This is a genomic window from Vogesella amnigena, assembly GCF_042648905.1.
In the GTDB taxonomy this organism is placed as follows: Bacteria; Pseudomonadota; Gammaproteobacteria; order Burkholderiales; family Chromobacteriaceae; genus Vogesella; species Vogesella amnigena.
Genome location: NZ_JBHRYH010000021.1, coordinates 1 through 16,058, shown reverse-complemented (window position 1 = coordinate 16,058; position 16,058 = coordinate 1). Strand labels below are relative to the sequence as shown.

General features: G+C 64.9%; 15 protein-coding genes. All 15 read left to right on the top strand.

What is annotated here, in order from left to right:
* Positions 1-102 precede the first annotated feature (102 nt).
* The 15 genes from ACFOKJ_RS09810 to ACFOKJ_RS09740 all read left to right on the top strand — a co-directional run bounded on the left by ACFOKJ_RS09810 (position 103) and on the right by ACFOKJ_RS09740 (position 15,935).
* The gene (locus ACFOKJ_RS09810) at positions 103-1,212 is read left to right on the top strand and encodes a glycosyltransferase family 4 protein (protein WP_390279093.1); all 1,110 of its coding nucleotides are present in this window, start codon (positions 103-105) and stop codon (positions 1,210-1,212) included.
* Positions 1,209-1,646, top strand: coding sequence for a hypothetical protein (locus ACFOKJ_RS09805; protein ID WP_390279092.1), 438 nt, complete (start codon positions 1,209-1,211; stop codon positions 1,644-1,646). The genes ACFOKJ_RS09810 and ACFOKJ_RS09805 overlap by 4 nt, the downstream gene beginning before the upstream one ends.
* A gap of 2 nt (positions 1,647-1,648) precedes the next feature.
* Complete coding sequence (locus tag ACFOKJ_RS09800; RefSeq protein WP_390279091.1) at positions 1,649-2,344, top strand: DUF1345 domain-containing protein; 696 nt, start codon at positions 1,649-1,651, stop codon at positions 2,342-2,344.
* Between the two features lie 187 nt (positions 2,345-2,531).
* Positions 2,532-3,767 (top strand): glycosyltransferase family 4 protein, encoded by a 1,236-nt coding sequence (locus tag ACFOKJ_RS09795; protein WP_390279089.1) that lies wholly within the window; start codon positions 2,532-2,534, stop codon positions 3,765-3,767.
* Positions 3,768-3,803: 36 nt separating this feature from the next.
* Entirely contained in the window at positions 3,804-4,847 is a 1,044-nt protein-coding gene (locus ACFOKJ_RS09790; RefSeq protein WP_390279087.1) for an acyltransferase family protein, read from the top strand.
* Between the two features lie 120 nt (positions 4,848-4,967).
* Entirely contained in the window at positions 4,968-6,131 is a 1,164-nt protein-coding gene (locus tag ACFOKJ_RS09785; RefSeq protein ID WP_390279085.1) for a DegT/DnrJ/EryC1/StrS family aminotransferase, read from the top strand.
* The gene (locus tag ACFOKJ_RS09780; RefSeq protein ID WP_390279083.1) at positions 6,131-6,793 is read left to right on the top strand and encodes a sugar transferase; all 663 of its coding nucleotides are present in this window, start codon (positions 6,131-6,133) and stop codon (positions 6,791-6,793) included. The genes ACFOKJ_RS09785 and ACFOKJ_RS09780 overlap by 1 nt, the downstream gene beginning before the upstream one ends.
* A 218-nt stretch (positions 6,794-7,011) precedes the next feature.
* A complete protein-coding gene (locus ACFOKJ_RS09775) occupies positions 7,012-8,898 on the top strand; it encodes a polysaccharide biosynthesis protein (protein ID WP_390279081.1) in 1,887 nt (628 codons plus the stop codon).
* Positions 8,899-9,158: 260 nt separating this feature from the next.
* The gene (locus tag ACFOKJ_RS09770; RefSeq protein WP_390279079.1) at positions 9,159-10,472 is read left to right on the top strand and encodes a dicarboxylate/amino acid:cation symporter; all 1,314 of its coding nucleotides are present in this window, start codon (positions 9,159-9,161) and stop codon (positions 10,470-10,472) included.
* Positions 10,473-10,879: 407 nt separating this feature from the next.
* Positions 10,880-11,212, top strand: coding sequence for a PadR family transcriptional regulator (locus ACFOKJ_RS09765; RefSeq protein ID WP_390279077.1), 333 nt, complete (start codon positions 10,880-10,882; stop codon positions 11,210-11,212).
* On the top strand, positions 11,209-12,048 hold the full coding sequence (locus ACFOKJ_RS09760) for a DUF1700 domain-containing protein (RefSeq protein WP_390279075.1): 840 nt from the start codon (positions 11,209-11,211) through the stop codon (positions 12,046-12,048). Before ACFOKJ_RS09765 ends, ACFOKJ_RS09760 begins: the two co-directional genes overlap by 4 nt.
* A 29-nt stretch (positions 12,049-12,077) precedes the next feature.
* On the top strand, positions 12,078-12,989 hold the full coding sequence (locus ACFOKJ_RS09755) for a LysR substrate-binding domain-containing protein (protein ID WP_390279073.1): 912 nt from the start codon (positions 12,078-12,080) through the stop codon (positions 12,987-12,989).
* Positions 12,990-13,460: 471 nt separating this feature from the next.
* Positions 13,461-14,864, top strand: a complete 1,404-nt coding sequence (gene aspA, locus ACFOKJ_RS09750) for an aspartate ammonia-lyase (protein ID WP_390279071.1) — start codon at positions 13,461-13,463, stop codon at positions 14,862-14,864.
* Between the two features lie 166 nt (positions 14,865-15,030).
* Complete coding sequence (locus tag ACFOKJ_RS09745; RefSeq protein WP_390279069.1) at positions 15,031-15,513, top strand: GNAT family N-acetyltransferase; 483 nt, start codon at positions 15,031-15,033, stop codon at positions 15,511-15,513.
* Between the two features lie 53 nt (positions 15,514-15,566).
* Positions 15,567-15,935 carry a hypothetical protein gene (locus ACFOKJ_RS09740; RefSeq protein WP_390279067.1) on the top strand — a complete coding sequence of 123 codons (369 nt, stop codon included), beginning with the start codon at positions 15,567-15,569 and terminating at the stop codon, positions 15,933-15,935.
* Positions 15,936-16,058 lie beyond the last annotated feature (123 nt).

Sequence of the window (16,058 nt, the reverse complement as noted above, 5' to 3'; positions counted from 1 at the left end):
TCAGAACAGCCGGTCTGAGCAGTGGTGATAGGGGAGAACGATGCGGTTCTTTTCGTGTTTTTTCGTGGGGTTCGTGGCCAAGGAAAGGTAGTTGAAGAGCTTATGAAAATCGCCCATCTCACCAGCGCCCACCCGCGCCACGATATCCGCATCTTCGTGAAGGAGTGCGCCAGCCTGGCCGCCGCCGGCCACGAGGTGCACCTGGTGGTGGCTGATGGCAACGGCGACGAGATCAACCGCGGCGTGCGTTTTCACGACGTCGGCCCCAAGAGCGGCGGCCGGCTGTCGCGCATGACCGGCACGGTGAAGCGTGTGTACCAGCAGGCGCTGGCGCTGATGCCGGACGTGGCGCATTTTCACGACCCGGAGCTGATTCCCGCCGCGCTGCGTCTGCAGCAGGCCGGCATCAAGATCGTGTACGACGTGCACGAGGACGTGCCGCGCCAGGTGCTGGCCAAGCACTGGATTCCCGGCATGGCGCGGCCATGGGTGTCGCGCGGGGTGGAAACGCTGGAGGACTACGCCGCGCGCCGCTTCGACGCCATCGTCGCCGCCACGCCGGTGATCCGCCAGCGCTTCGAGCAGGCCGGCGCCCGCCGCTGCATTGATGTGTGCAACTACCCGATTCTGGAAGAACTGATCCGAGATACGCCGTGGGCCAGCCGCCGCAACGAGGTGTGCTACCTGGGCGGCATCAGCCGTACCCGCGGCATCGAGCCCATCATCGCCGCGCTGCCGGACACCGATACCCGGCTGAACCTGGCCGGCATCTGGAGCGAGCCGGATCTCAAGGCCGCGCTGCAACGCGAGGCCGGCTGGAGCCGCGTCAATGACCTGGGCGTGCTGAACCGCGCCGGGGTGGCCACGGTGCTGGCGCAGAGCAAGGTGGGACTGGTGACGCTGCTGCCCACGCCCAGCTACGTGGAATCGCTGCCGATCAAGCTGTTCGAATACATGGCCGCCGGCATGCCGGTGATTGCCAGCGATTTCCCGCTGTGGCGCGGCATCGTCGAGGATGCCGGCTGCGGCCTGCTGGTGGATCCGCAGGATCCGCGCGCCATCGCCGATGCCATTGCCACGCTGCTGGCCGACGATGCCCGCGCCCAGGCGATGGGCGAGGCCGGCAAGCGCGCGGTGCTGGCCAAGTACAGCTGGGCGGCCGAGGCCGACAAGCTGGTGGCGCTGTACCGCCAGCTGGGAAGTGAATCATGAAGATGATCGGACATCTGCAAACAGTAGGGTGGGCCGTGCTAGCGACAGCTGTCCTGCTGGGGGTGAAAGCGCTCAGTGGCGACACGCTCGGTGTTGGCATCATGTGGCGAATCTTTGCCGTGATGTTGCTGTATATGTTGAGTTTGCAGTGCTACTCAGCCTGGTTGGCACGACAACAACGCTACGATTTTGCCGGCTGGAAGCGCGTGGCGGGCAAGGGAAAGCTGTATTTCCTGCTGCGCTATGGCATACCGGCCCGTGGCTGGACCTTGGGGCTGGTGATGGTCGGCCTGCATTGGGCAGATGGTGGCAAGTTGTTTAGCAATGAACAGTTGTTATTGGGGCTATTGATCTGGTCCGGGGCAGGGGCGGTGTTGGCTAGTAGTGACTGGCAGCGCCTGCAGCGCAGCTATCTTGCAACAACAAAGATCTAGCGATGACTGCCACCCATCCACATCGCCACCACGCCATCACGCCACTGCGCATGCTGCTGGCGCGGCCGCGGCTGCTTTCCGCCGGCGCATTCGGCTTGCTGCTAGCCTTGCTGGCGCAGTGGCAGCAGTTACTGCCGCTGCGTGGGATGACCGCCTTCATGCTGGGCTGGAATGGCGGTGCGCTGCTGTACCTGCTGCTGGCAGCGCACATGATGGCCGGCGCCAGCGAGGAACACATCCGCCGCCGTGCGCTACAGGAAGATGTCGGCCAGCGCAGCATTCTCACCCTGGTGGTGTTTGCCTCGGTAACCTGCCTGCTGGCGATAGCGCTGCAGCTGTCCGCCGCGCGCGAGCTGCATGGCGCCGAGCGCGCCGGCCATGTGCTGCTGGCCGCCGTTACCATCCTGAGCTCCTGGCTGTTCACCCAGACCATGTTCGCGCTGCACTACGCGCATGCCTATTTTGTCGGTCTGGCACGTGGCGAAGCGCCGGCGCTGCAGTTTCCTGGCGATGACACGCCGGACTACGCCGATTTTTTTTATTTCTCGGCAGTGATCGGTACTTCGGGGCAGACAGCGGATGTCAGCCTGGCCAGTCGCCACATGCGCCGTATCGGCACGGTGCACTGCATCCTGTCCTTCCTGTTCAACACCACGGTGGTGGCGTTGATGATCAATATCATGGCCGGGCTGTTCTGAAGACCTTGCGGCCAACCCGGCCGAATAATAATAGGGCGCTTCGAAAAGCCCCGATTTCTAAGCGAGACAAGGCGCGAATGAAATATCCCGACGCCGCATATGGTTGATATGTAAGGAGGGATTTTTCGTGAACAACGCAGTATCGCGACGAAAGCGGGAGCTTGTCGGGGTGTCCGGAAAGAGTTACGTGCGCATTCTGTACATCAACCACTATGCCGGCAGCCCGCAGCACGGCATGGAATTCCGCCCCTACTACCTGGCCCGCGAATGGGTAAAGGCCGGGCACGAGGTGCACATGCTGGCGGCGGATTACTCTCACCTGCGCCAGCACAACCCGCAGCTGAGCAGCAACTACGCCGACCAGGACATCGACGGCATCCGCTACACCTGGTGCCGCACGCCGCGCTACGAGGGCAACGGCCTGAAGCGGGTGATCAACATTTTCCGATTCCTCGGCCGGGTGATGGGCCTGTCCGGGCGCTACCTCAAACAGTGGCGGCCGGACGTGGTGATTGCCTCTTCCACCTACCCGCTGGATACCATTCCGGCGGCTTTCATCGCCGGCAAGACCGGGGCGAAGCTGGTGTACGAAGTACATGACCTGTGGCCGCTGACGCCGGTGGAAGTGGGCGGCATGAGTCCGAAGCACCCATTCATCCGCCTGCTGCAGTGGGCGGAGGACTTCGGCTACCGCAAGGCGGACTCCGTGGTATCGATGCTGCCGTGCGCGAAGGACTACATGCTGGCGCATGGCATGGCGCCGGAAAAATACGTGGTGATTCCCAACGGCGTGGACGTGGGGGAGTGGCAGGGCGCCAGCGAGCCGCTGCCAGCCGAGCACCGCATGCGCCTGGCGGAACTGAAGGCCGACAAGCGCTTCATCGTCGGCTACGCCGGCGGCCACGGCCTGGCCAACGCGCTGGATTTCCTGCTGCAGGCGGCAAGCCAGCTGCAGCAGGATGCGGCGCAGAACCTGCACATCGTGCTGGTGGGCGATGGCCCGGACAAGGCGGAACTGGTGAGCCAGGCGCAGGCGCTGGGGCTGATTAACGTCACCTTCCTGCCGTCGATTCCCAAGCGCGCGGTGCCGGCTTTCCTGGCCGAGTGCGACGCGCTGTACATCGGCTGGCGCAAGCTGCCCATCTACCGCTTCGGCATCAACCCCAACAAGCTGTTCGACTACATGATGGCCGGCAAGCCGGTAGTGCATTCGGTGGAAGCCGGCAATGACATGGTGGCCGAGGCCGGCGCCGGCATCAGCGTCGGGGCGGAAGACCCGGCGGCGATTGCCGACGCGTTGCGGCGCATGGCGGCGCTGACGGCGAACGAGCGCGGCCGCATGGGCGCCGCCGGCAAAGCTTACGTGCTGGCGAAGCACGACTACGCGGTGCTGGCCAAACGCTTCCTGCAGGCCATGCGCTAAGCTGCCTGCGGCCAACCTTTTGATGACGGGAGCAGCATGAGCCAGCAACAGCAACACATCCGCTTCGACTTTGCCGACGGCCTGCGCGGCCTGGCCATGCTGGCCGTGGTGCTGTTCCACTACACGCAGATCTTCTGGCAGCGGCGCGACCGCATTGCCGAGGTGATGAACCTGCCGCCGATCGAGGGCTACCATGGCGCCTCCTTCGTGCTGCCGTTCAACCTGGGCGCGGTGGGCGTGGGGCTGTTCCTGCTGATCTCCGGGTTGCTGATTCCGCTGTCGCTCACCCGCATGGGTGCGGCGCGCTTCGCGGTATCGCGCTTGTTTCGCATCTACCCCACCTACTGGGCCGGGCTGACGCTGACAGTTGCCGCGCTGTGGCTGGCATCCTGGCTGCCGGATGGCGAGTTCGACGTGACTCGCGCCGATGTACTGGGCCACGCCAGCATTGCATTCCAGGACTGGCTGGGCGGCAGCAATATCGACCCGGTGATGTGGACGCTGAAGGTGGAACTGTGGTTCTACGCCATGCTGGGCGCGGCATTTGCGCTCACCGGCCGGCGCATCAAGTGGGCAATCTGGCTGCTGCTGCCGCTGGTGGCGTGGCTGACGCGCTTTGCCGCCCCCAACAATTTCCAGACCATCGTCTGCTACTTCCCGCTGATGTTCGCCGGCTGCTGGCTGTACTTCTACCGCACCGGGCAGGCCGGCAGGCTGGAGACGGCGGCGCACTTCATTGTGCTGCTGGCGCTGTTCGTGTGGGTGACCAACTGGGGCTCGCCAGAGTTGTACGCCAGCTACGGCATCGGCATCGTACTGTTCCTGGCCGGCGCCTTGCGGCCACAGCTGGTGGCTGCACCGCTGCTCACCCGTGTGGCGAGTGTCAGCTACGCCTGGTATGTCTGCCACTCGGTGCCCGGTTACGCCATCCTGTTCACGCTGGCACAATACGGCACCCCGTGGTGGCTGATGGTGATCATCGCGCTGGCGGCAACCTGGTGCCTGGCGCTGGCGATCAACCGTTGCGTCGAGCTGCCGACGCAGAAAATCGGCAAGCGGCTGGCGGACCGATTGAAGTAGGGCGGAAGCCGCAACGCGGCGTTCCGCCGGCACATGGCATGAATGACGCGGCCTACGTTGGCCGCAAGAATTTTTACCCGGTGGCGCAGTGCCGCCGGCAAGGTAATGAAAGACAAGACAATGGCTGAACAGAAATTCCTACCGTTTGCGCTGCCGGATATCGGCGAAGATGAAATCAACGAAGTAGTCGACGCGCTGCGTTCCGGCTGGGTAACCACCGGCCCCAAGACCAAGCAGTTCGAGGCCGATTTTGCGGCGTTTATCGGTGACGGCGTGGAAGCGATTGCAGTCAACTCCGCCACCGCCGGCCTGCACCTGGCCCTGGAGGCGGTGGGGGTGAAAGAGGGCGACGAGGTGATCGTGCCCAGCTACACCTTTACCGCCACCGCCGAGGTGGTGCGCTACCTCGGCGCGCACCCGGTGATCGTGGACGTGGACCCGGCGACGTTCAACATCCGCCCGGAAGCGATCCGCGCTGCCATCACGCCGAAAACCCGCGCCATCATGCCGGTGCACTTTGCTGGTCTTGCCTGCGAGATGGACGAGATCATCGCCATTGCCCGCGAGCATGGTCTGAAGGTGGTGGAAGACGCCGCCCACGCCATGCCCACCTACTACAAGGGCAAGCTGATCGGCACGCTGGATTCCGATGTGACGGTGTTCAGCTTCTACGCCAACAAGACCATGACCACCGGCGAAGGCGGCATGGTGGTGTCGAAAAACAAGGAGATCATCGCCCGCTGCAAGGTGATGCGCCTGCACGGCATCAGCCGTGATGCCTTCGACCGCTACACCTCCAAGACCCCGGCCTGGTACTACGAGGTAGTCGCCCCCGGCTACAAGTACAACATGCCGGATACCGCCGCAGCGATGGGCATCCACCAGCTGAAGAAGATCAATGCCTTCCTGGCCAAACGCGAAACCCTGGCTGCACGCTTCGACCGCGAGCTGGCCGACCTGCCGCTGATCCTGCCGGCTCGCCCCACCGATGCCGGCAGCAACCACGCCTGGCATTTGTACCCGGTACGCCTCAAGCCGGAGGCCGGGATCAGCCGCGACGATTTCATCGCGCGCATGGCGGAGCTGGGCATTGGCTGCTCGGTGCACTTCATTCCGCTGCATCGCCAGCCGGTATGGCGCGATGGCTACAGCCTCAAGCGCGAAAGCTTTCCGGTAGCCGACACGGCGTTCGAAGCCGAGGTGACGCTGCCGCTGTACACCCGCATGAGCGATGACGATCAGACCCGTGTGATCGCCGCCGTGCGCCAGCTGCTGGGTAAGTGATGGCGCAGTCCGAAGAAAAAGGCATCGATACGCTGCGGCCAACGTTGGCCGCATCCCACGGCTCGCCGTTGCTGAAGCGCCTGTTCGACCTGATCGCCGTACTGGCCGGATTGTGGCTGCTCTGGCCGCTGCTGCTGCTGATTGGCCTGTGGGTGAAGCTGGATTCGCCCGGCCCGGTGTTCTTCCGCCAGGTGCGGGTAGGGCGCGGCGGCCGGCTGTTCCGCATCCACAAGTTCCGTACGATGCGCATCAATGCCGAGGCTGCCGGCCAGCTGACGGTGGGCGCGGACAGCCGCGTCACCCGTGCCGGGCATATCCTGCGCAAGACCAAGCTGGACGAGCTGCCGCAGCTGCTGGATGTGCTGTACGGCGACATGAGCCTGGTCGGCCCGCGCCCGGAGGTGCCCAAGTACGTGGCCTGCTACCCGGACAATGTGCGCGACATCGTGTTGTCGGTGCGCCCCGGCATTTCCGACTGGGCGTCGATCAAGATGATCGACGAGAACGAGATACTGGGTAAGGCTGCCGACCCGGAGCGTGCCTACATCGAGCAGGTGCTGCCGGAAAAGCTGGGCTACTACCTGCGCTATGCGCAGAGCTACACCCTGCTCGGGGATGTACGGATCATCCTCGCCACTTTGCTGAAGATCGTGACGCGTTAATTTTCTGCCACGGAAACACGGGAATACCGGCCACGAAAACCACCAAACGACACGAACATCGGGACTAGACTTCCCTCCTGCTTGATAGCGCCAAGGTGGCTAACCGCTACTGCTCTTGCCGTTAGCTGGCGGGCGAGTAGCGCCGGGTTTTCGTGTGGTTTCGTGGTTTTCGTGGCCAGCAGGTTTTTGTGTGCTGGTGGCAGCCAATAGGTTCAAACATGCTGGAAAAACTGCTTTCCTTCTCGCGCCATCACAAGATGGCGTTGCTGATGCTGCTGGATGCGCTGCTGCTGCCGCTGGCGATGTGGAGCGCGGTAGTGCTGCGCCTGGGCGGCAACTGGGATCCGAAGCTGGACCCTTACCTGTGGATTTTCGCGGTGCCGCCACTATGGGTGCTACCAATCTTCATCAAGCTCGGCCTGTACCGCGCGGTGCTGAAATTCCTCGACGACCGCATCGTGTACACCGTATTCGTCGGCGTGTCGCTGTCGGTGCTGGTGCTGATGGCGGTGATCCTGATGGCCGGCATCGGGCCGTTCCCGCGCACCGCCATCATCATCTTCTGGGTGTTCGCCATGGCCTATATCGGCGGCAGCCGCTTCCTGCTGCGCGGTGTGGTGCGCCGTATCGACGCGCTGGACGCGCCGCGGCGGCCGGTGATCATCTACGGCGCCGGCCGTGCCGGCCTGCAGCTGATGGTGGCGCTGCAGGAAGGCCGCGAGTACCGGCCGATGGCCTTCGTGGATGATAACCCGCAGCTGTGGGGCCGCACCTTCCGCGGTCTGATGGTGCACGACCCAAAAACCATCGCCGAGCTGGTGGACGATACCGATGCCGGGCTGATCCTGCTGGCGATGCCATCGGCCAGCCGCGGCCGCCACCGCCAGATCCTGGAGCAGTTGGAAACCCTGCACGTGCCGATCAAGCGCCTGCCGGGCATGGCCGACCTGGTGTCCGGCGAGGTGCGGGTGGACGAGCTGCGCGAGGTAGAAATCGACGACCTGCTGGGCCGCGACCCGGTGCCGCCGCGCGGCGAGCTGCTGGCGGCCAACATCCGCGGCAAGGTGGTAATGGTTACCGGTGCTGGCGGCTCCATCGGTTCCGAGCTGTGCCGCCAGATCGTCAAGCAGCAGCCGGTGCGCATCGTGCTGTTCGAGCTCACCGAATTCGCGCTGTACAGCATCGACCAGGAGCTGGCGCAGCTGGCGCCGGCGGTGGAGCGGCTGCCGGTGCTGGGCACGGTCACCGACCTGGCGCGGCTCACCTCGGTGATGCAGGCGTTCGCGGTGGAAACCGTGTACCACGCCGCCGCCTACAAGCATGTGCCGATGGTGGAGCACAACCCGATTGCCGGCATCGTCAACAACGCCTTCGGCACCGACAGCTGCGCGCAGGCGGCGGAAGCGGCCGGCGTGGCGACCTTCGTGCTGATTTCCACTGACAAAGCCGTGCGGCCAACCAATGTGATGGGCGCGACCAAGCGGCTGGCGGAATTGGCACTGCAGGCGCGGCATGCGCGTGGCAGCGCCACCCGTTTCGTGATGGTGCGCTTTGGCAACGTGCTGGGCAGTTCCGGCTCGGTGGTGCCGCTGTTCAAGCGCCAGATCGCCGCTGGCGGCCCGGTCACGCTCACCCACCCGGACATCACCCGCTACTTCATGACCATTCCCGAGGCGGCGCAGCTGGTGATTCAGGCCGGGGCTATGGGGCAGGGCGGCGATGTGTTCGTGCTGGATATGGGCGAGCCGGTGAAGATCATCGACCTGGCGCGGCGCATGGTGCATCTGTCCGGGCTGGAGGTGCGCGACGAGCAGCATCCGCACGGCGACATCGAGATTCGCTGCACCGGGCTGCGCCCGGGCGAGAAGCTGTACGAGGAGCTGCTGATCGGCGACGGCGTGCTGGCCACCGAGCACCCGCGCATCATGCGCGCGCAGGAATACCACCTGCCGGCGGCGGAGTTGGATGGCCACCTGGCGGCGCTGGGCGCAGCCTGCCAGGCGCTGGATGCGCCACGGGCATTTGCGCTGCTGCAGGGCGTGGTGCACGAATTCCGCGCCGCCGAGGCCACCGCGGATTGGGTGAGCCAGGCCACGAGGGCCTAGCACCGGTAGCTGCCAGCGCTGCGGTATTTCCGTCACACCCCGCCCATGCCGGCGGGGTTTTTTATCGACATTAGGGAAAGCGAAGGCTGGCAAGCCCGGTGTTTTCTGTTTTAATGCCTCCCCTTCACGACAGATGGTGATAGCCATCCGCGATGAAGGCCGGTCCCCGCCGGCAAACAGGTTCCGGACAGAGAACCGACGACAATAGCAATCGCACTACAAAGGAGGTTTTTCAGTGAAGACAGCACAGGGAAACCACCGTGAAAATCAACCGACTTACCGCCATGATCCTGGCAGCCATGCTGCTGGGCATCGTTGCCGGCTACGGCTGGCGTGAAACCGCCGGCAGCCCGGAGGCCATCAACGCCTTCGCCGAGCAGCTGAGCATTCTTACCGATATCTTCCTGCGCCTGATCAAGATGATCATCGCGCCGCTGGTGTTCTCCACTCTGGTAGTGGGCATCGCGCGCATGGGCGACTCCGCCACCGTTGGCCGCATCGGCGCCAAGACCATGGGCTGGTTCCTTACCGCCTCCTTCGTGTCGCTGTCGCTGGGTCTGCTCATGGTGAACCTGCTCAAGCCGGGCGTGGGCCTGGGCCTGCCGCTGCCGGACGTGACCGCCAGCTCCGGCATCGAGAAGGGTGCGCTGACGCTGAAGGACTTCATCAGCCACCTGATTCCCAAGAGCGTGTTCGATGCGCTGGCCAAGAACGAGATCCTGGCCATCGTGGTGTTCTCGCTGTTCTTCGGTACCGCCGCTTCCGCTGTCGGCGACAAGGCCCGCGGCCTGATCGACGCTATCGACGCCGTGGCGCACATCATGCTGAAGGTCACCGGCTACGTGATGAACTTCGCACCGTTCGCGGTGTTCGCGGCGATTGCCAGCATGGTGGCCAAGGAAGGCCTGGGCATTCTCTCCACCTACGGCAGCTTCATGGCGCAGTTCTACCTGACGCTGGGCGCGCTGTGGCTGTGCCTGCTGCTGATGGGCAGCGTGTTCCTCAAGCGCCGTGTGCTGGAGCTGCTGGTAGCGGTGCGCGAGCCGGCGCTGCTGGCGTTCTCCACCGCCAGCTCCGAGGCCGCCTACCCCAAGACGCTGGACCGCCTGAAGCGCTTCGGTTGCAGCGACCGCATTGCCAGCTTCGTGCTGCCGATGGGCTACTCGTTCAACCTCGATGGCTCCATGATCTACTGCACCTTCGCCAGCATCTTCATTGCCCAGGCCTACGGCATTGATCTGTCGCTGTCGCAGGAAATCACCATGATGCTGATCCTGATGGTGACCTCCAAGGGCATGGCCGGCGTACCGCGCGCCTCGCTGGTGGTGATTGCCGCCACCCTGGCGCAGTTCAATATCCCGGAAGCCGGCCTGCTGCTGCTGCTGGGCGTGGATCACTTCCTGGACATGGGCCGTTCCGCCACCAACGTGCTGGGCAACGCGATTGCCGCCAGCGTGGTAGCCAAGACCGAAAACGCACTGGGTGCCGCCCAGCCGGAGCTGGACGAGGACGACGATATCGATCCGGAACCGCGCCAGGAACTGGAACCGGCGTTCGCCAAGCAGTCGGCCTGAAGAGCGGGAGTAGGGAATGGGGAGTAGGGAGTAGCCGCAGTTCGTTGTCTGCGCCACTCCTGGTTGCCACCTCTTTCATCGTTGCGCCGCAGCCGCCTTCGGGCGGCTTTTTGTATGCCTGCGGCTGGCGAGCGTTTTGCTGCCGGGGGCACGGCTGTCGTGCAGGGTCGCGAGCCGTTGTTGCTTCTCGTCCCGCTTCATCTGGCGGCTAGCGATGCACGCATGTGGTGACAGCTACCTTGCAATACACAGTAGTGTGCTGCTAGGATGACCTCATCATCAGCAGCACGATGCCGGCTGGTTCCTTGTATTGCAAGGTAGTGAGGAGAGTGAGTCATGAAACGTATGTGGACAGGGCCGGCGCGCTGCCAGCCGCAGTGCAAGCCAGCTGCGGTGGTGCTGCAACCATGAAGACGCAACTGCGCAAGGGCACGCTGGAAATGTGTGTGCTGGCGGTGCTGGCGCGCCAGGACAGCTATGTGTACGAGATCGTCAGCACGCTGGCCCAGAGCATGGACATCAGCGAGGGCACCATCTACCCGCTGATGCGGCGGCTGCAGGCCGATGACTGGGTGAGCACCTACCTGGTGGAGTCGGCCAGCGGGCCGGCCCGCAAGTATTACCGGCTGACGCCGGCCGGGCGCGATGCGCTGGCCAGCATGCGCCAGGAGTGGGGCAGTTTCGTAGCCGAGATCAATGCCGTGCTGGGCCACGCCCGGACTGAAGGAGAAGCACCATGAACCGTGAACAGTATCTGCAACGCTTGGCCGCCGCGCTGGGTAAGCTGAGCCCCGCCGAGCGCGACGAGATTCTGGCCGATTACCGAGCCTATTTCGACGATGCCGCCGCCGACGGCCGCAGCGAGGCCGACGTGTGCGCCGCGCTGGGCGAGCCGGAGCGGCTGGCGCGCGAGCTCACCGCCGAGCGCAAGCTGGCCGACTGGGAGGCCGACAAGAGCCCCGCCAACATGAAGCAGGCACTGGGCGCGCTGGCCGGCCTGGGGCTGCTCAACGTGCTGCTGGCATTTCCCTACCTGTTCCTGCTCACCTGGCTGGGTAGCTTGTGGCTGGGCGCTGTCGGCCTGCTGATCGCCGGGGTGGTGATCACCGGCAGCTGGGCCAGCCACAGCGCGTTCGGCTGGCCATCGCTGGACAATATCGTGGTCAACGACAGCGGTATCGGCCCATGGCTGATTGCCGCTGGTCCGCGCGATGGCCAGCCGCCACGGCTGAACATCGAGGGTGAGCATGGCGAAAGCGTGCGCATCGAGCCGGACCCGGCCAGTGGCAAGCTGGTGATCGAAGCACGTGATGGTGACGAGCACTTCCGCCTGGAGCGCGACGCCAGCGGCAACCTGGCCCAGCTGCATATCCGCGACGGCGCCGGCAGTGTCGAGCTCAGCGGCCTGCAGAAAGCGTCGTCCGGCAGCGTGCTGGTGTTGGGGCTGGTGCTGACCGTACTGGGGCTGATCGGTAGCGTACTGGGCTGGAAGGTGTTGCGCTGGGTGTGGCAGGGAACAGGCCGCTGGCTGCGCTGGCAGCAGCGCCTGGTAGCGGGCGAGGCGGCAGTGCGGTAGGCTGCGGCCAACTTTTGCAGGAGCCCCTGATGGATACCCGCTGGCTGGAAGACTTCCTGCTGCTGGCCGAAACCGGCAGCTTCACTCGCTCGGCCGAGCTGCGCCACCTCACGCAGCCGGCATTCTCGCGCCGCATCAAGTCGCTGGAGAGCTGGCTCGGCGCAGACCTGATCGACCGCACCACCTGGCCGACGCAACTGACGCCGGCCGGCGAGCTGCTGCGCGACAAGGCGCGCGTGCTGGTGGGCGAGCTGTCCAGCGCCCGCAGCCAGGTGCGCGCGCTGCAGGCGGCCGATGCCGCCACGCTGACTCTGGCGGTGCCGCACACGCTGTCGTTCGGCTTCGTGCCGCGCTGGCTGGCCGAAGAGCACGAGGCGGTAAGCGAGATTTCCTGGCGCCTGCTGGCGCACAACGTGCACGACGCGGTGGTGGCGCTGGCGGAAGGCAACGCCGACCTGATGCTGTGCTATCACCACCCGCGCCACCCGGTGGAGCTGCCGGCCGAGCGCTACCAGGCGCTGGTGCTGGGCAGCGAGACGCTGCGCCCGTTCACCCGCCAGCTGCCGGACGGCACGGCGGAATGGCAGCTGCCGGGCGAGGAGCGGCTGCCGATTCCCTTCCTGGCCTACGGCCCGAACGCCTACTTCCACCGCATGGTGGAGCTGATCCTGCAGCGCTCGCCCGAGCCGGCGGCGCTGCAGCGCTGCTTCGAAACCGATATGGCCGAAGGCCTGAAAGCCATGGTGCTGGAAGGGCACGGCATGGCCTTCCTGCCGCACAGTGCGGTGCAGCGCGAACTGGCCGCCGGGCAGCTGGCACTGGCCGGCGACGATAACTGGTCGCTGCAGATGGAGATTCGCGTCTACCGCGACGCCCGCCGCGAGCTGCCGGCGCTGGATGCGCTGTGGCAGCGGCTGGCGCAGCGCTATCCGGCGGTGTAGCGCCGGCATGGCTGCGGCCAAGCGTAGATACCGTCTTGGCCCGCAAGCCAAAATGCATGCGGGCTACGTTGTGTAGCGCCCAAGTGCCCTACGGGGAGCGCCGGTCAAAATGGTGTTCGCCAGGTTTTAAGACGGCAGCTGAGCCGTTTGACGTTAGCAAACGGCGAATTGCCGGCGCCTGGCGAATGCCTTTTTGACCGGGGTTTCGCGGACCATTAGGGCGAGCGGGGGTGGAGGGGGGCGGCGGTACGCCCCCCGCCCCGTCCGCCGGGCGGAACCGGCAACTTTAAACACCATCCGCGCAGCGGATACAAATAATTGGCCGCGCAATGCGGCCTTTTTCACGTCTGCAGCAGGCGTGTTGCCGGATGATGCAAATCCTGCATGATCCGATCGGCATTCGGAATTGGCGGTGATTTGGCCGCTGGCGCTACATTGCGCAGCACCCAACCTCACCGCGAAACCCACACCATGACCACCCGCCTGGAACACGATCTGCTCGGCGACCGCGAAGTGCCGGCACATGTCTACTGGGGCGTGCACACCCTGCGCGCCATCGAGAACTTCCCCATCACCGGGCAGACCATCGCCAGTTACGGCGACCTGATCCGTGCGCTGGCGGTGATCAAGCAGGCGGCGGCGCTGGCCAACCATCAGCTGGGGCTGTTGAGCGATCATCACAAGGAGGCCATCGTGCTGGCCTGCGAGGAGATCCGCGCCGGCAAGCTGCATGACCAGTTCGTGGTCGACGTGATTCAGGGTGGCGCCGGCACCTCCACCAATATGAATGCCAACGAGGTAATCGCCAACCGCGCGCTGGAGCTGCTGGGCCACGGCAAGGGCGAGTACCAGCATCTGCACCCCAACGAGCACGTCAATATGGGGCAGAGCACTAACGACGTGTATCCCACCGCGCTGCGCCTGGCCACCTTCTGGGGTGTGCAGCGCCTACTGGCGGCCATGGCCCGTCTGCGCGATGCCTTCGACGACAAGGCCGACGAATTCGCCGACGTGCTGAAGATGGGCCGCACCCAGCTGCAGGACGCGGTGCCGATGACCCTGGGCCAGGAATTCCGTACCTACGCGGTGATGCTGGGCGAGGACGAACAGCGGCTGTACGAAGCCAGCGCGCTGATGCTGGAAATCAACCTGGGCGCCACCGCCATCGGCACCGGCATCAATGCCCACCCGGACTACACTCCGCTGGTGTGCGAGAAACTGTCGGCGCTCACCGGCCTCGCGCTGGAGACCGCGCCCAACCTGATCGAGGCCACCCAGGACTGCGGCGCTTTCGTGCAGCTGTCCGGCGTGCTCAAGCGCGTGGCGGTAAAACTGTCCAAGAGCTGCAACGACCTGCGCCTGCTGTCCTCCGGCCCGCGCGCCGGCCTAGGCGAAATCAACCTGCCGGCACGGCAGGCGGGCTCGTCCATCATGCCGGGCAAGGTCAACCCGGTGATTCCGGAGGTGGTGACCCAGGTGGCCTACGAGGTGATCGGCAACGACATGACGGTGACCATGGCGGCAGAAGCCGGCCAGCTGCAGCTCAATGCCTTCGAGCCGGTAATCGCCTACAGCCTGTTCCGCAGCGTCAGCCACCTGGCCAATGCCTGCGATGCCCTGCGCGACAACTGCGTGGTGGGCATCACCGCCAATGTCGATTACCTGCGCGACAGCGTGCACCGCTCGGTAGGGCTGGTGACCGCGCTCAACCCTTACATCGGTTACGCCGCCGCCACCGAAGTGGCGACGGAAGCTCACCACACCGGCGGCAGCGTGTACGACATCGTGCTGCGCCGCGGCCTGCTCACCCAGCAGCAACTGGACACCGTGCTGCAGCCGGTGGCACTCACCAGCCCGCGCTGGGTGGAAATCTGATGATGCACAGCGTTTGTCCCCTCCTTATGTAGTGTGAAGCGAAGCCTGGGCATGATCTTTTGCAAGAAGGTTATGCACGGGCACCTAAGAAGGGTTGGCCGCAACGTCGCAGGACGTTGCGGCATTTTTTTGCTTCTGCCAGTCTGTGACGATATCAGGAGGAAGCATGGACAAGCTCGCATGCCGGCTGGCCGGGCCGGAGGATGTGGATACCCTGCGTGCGCTGCTGCAGGCTGCATTCAGCCCGCTGCTGGGCGTGGTCTCCAGCCGGCCCACGGCGCTGGACGAGGATGCGGCCACGCTGAGGCAACGGCTGGCGCAGGGGCAACTGTTCGCCATCGGTGAGCTATCTGGCAGGGCGGTGGCCACCGCCTGCCTGCTGCCTACCGGCAATGCCGCAGTGGCGGAGATCAAGCGCGTGGCGGTGCTGCCGCAGCTGCAGGGCCAGGGTTGCGGCCAACAGCTGCTGGCCTGGCTGGAGCCGCTGGCGCGGGCGCGTGGCTATGCGCGGCTGCGGCTGTCGATTCGCCGCAATCTGCCGGGCAACCTGGCTTTCTATCTGCGCTGTGGTTACGTGCAGACCGGGGTGGAGCCGCATCCACGCGCGGCGGACGACGCCATCGTGTGGCTGGAAAAAGCGCTGGAGTGATGCCGCAGGCTGGGCTATACCGAATTGTTGCATTGCACAATCGGAGGTGTGCCATGACCACACTGCACCCGCACTACCCGACGGCCCTGCCGCAGGCGTGGCTGGATTGCCAGCGCGCGCAGCGGCAGAGCTGGCAAAGCTGGCAGCGTGCTCAGGGCCTGGCGTATGCGCACCTGTGGCTGGCGGTGGCCAGCGGCAGCAGCTACTGGCCGTACTGGCAACGGGCGTCCAGCCGCCATAGCCTGGCCTTGGGGCACGATTGTTTCGATGCCGGCATGCAGCTGTGCGAACAGCTGCTGGCGCTGGTGCGCCCGGGGCGTTTACTGCGCCCGCTGTGGCGTTGCGGCCAACGTTGCGTCAGCACCTGCCATCAACATGGCAATGCCGGCCTGCTGGATTTCGCGCGCCAGGCACTGCGTTGAGCAGCCGGCAATAAAAAAGGCTATGTCCCAATTACGAGTTGGTAACTAAGCTGAAGCAAGCACCTCACCAGGAGCGCGATGATGGATACCCAATCCTTTCAACGTCTGCTTGCCCAGCTCGAC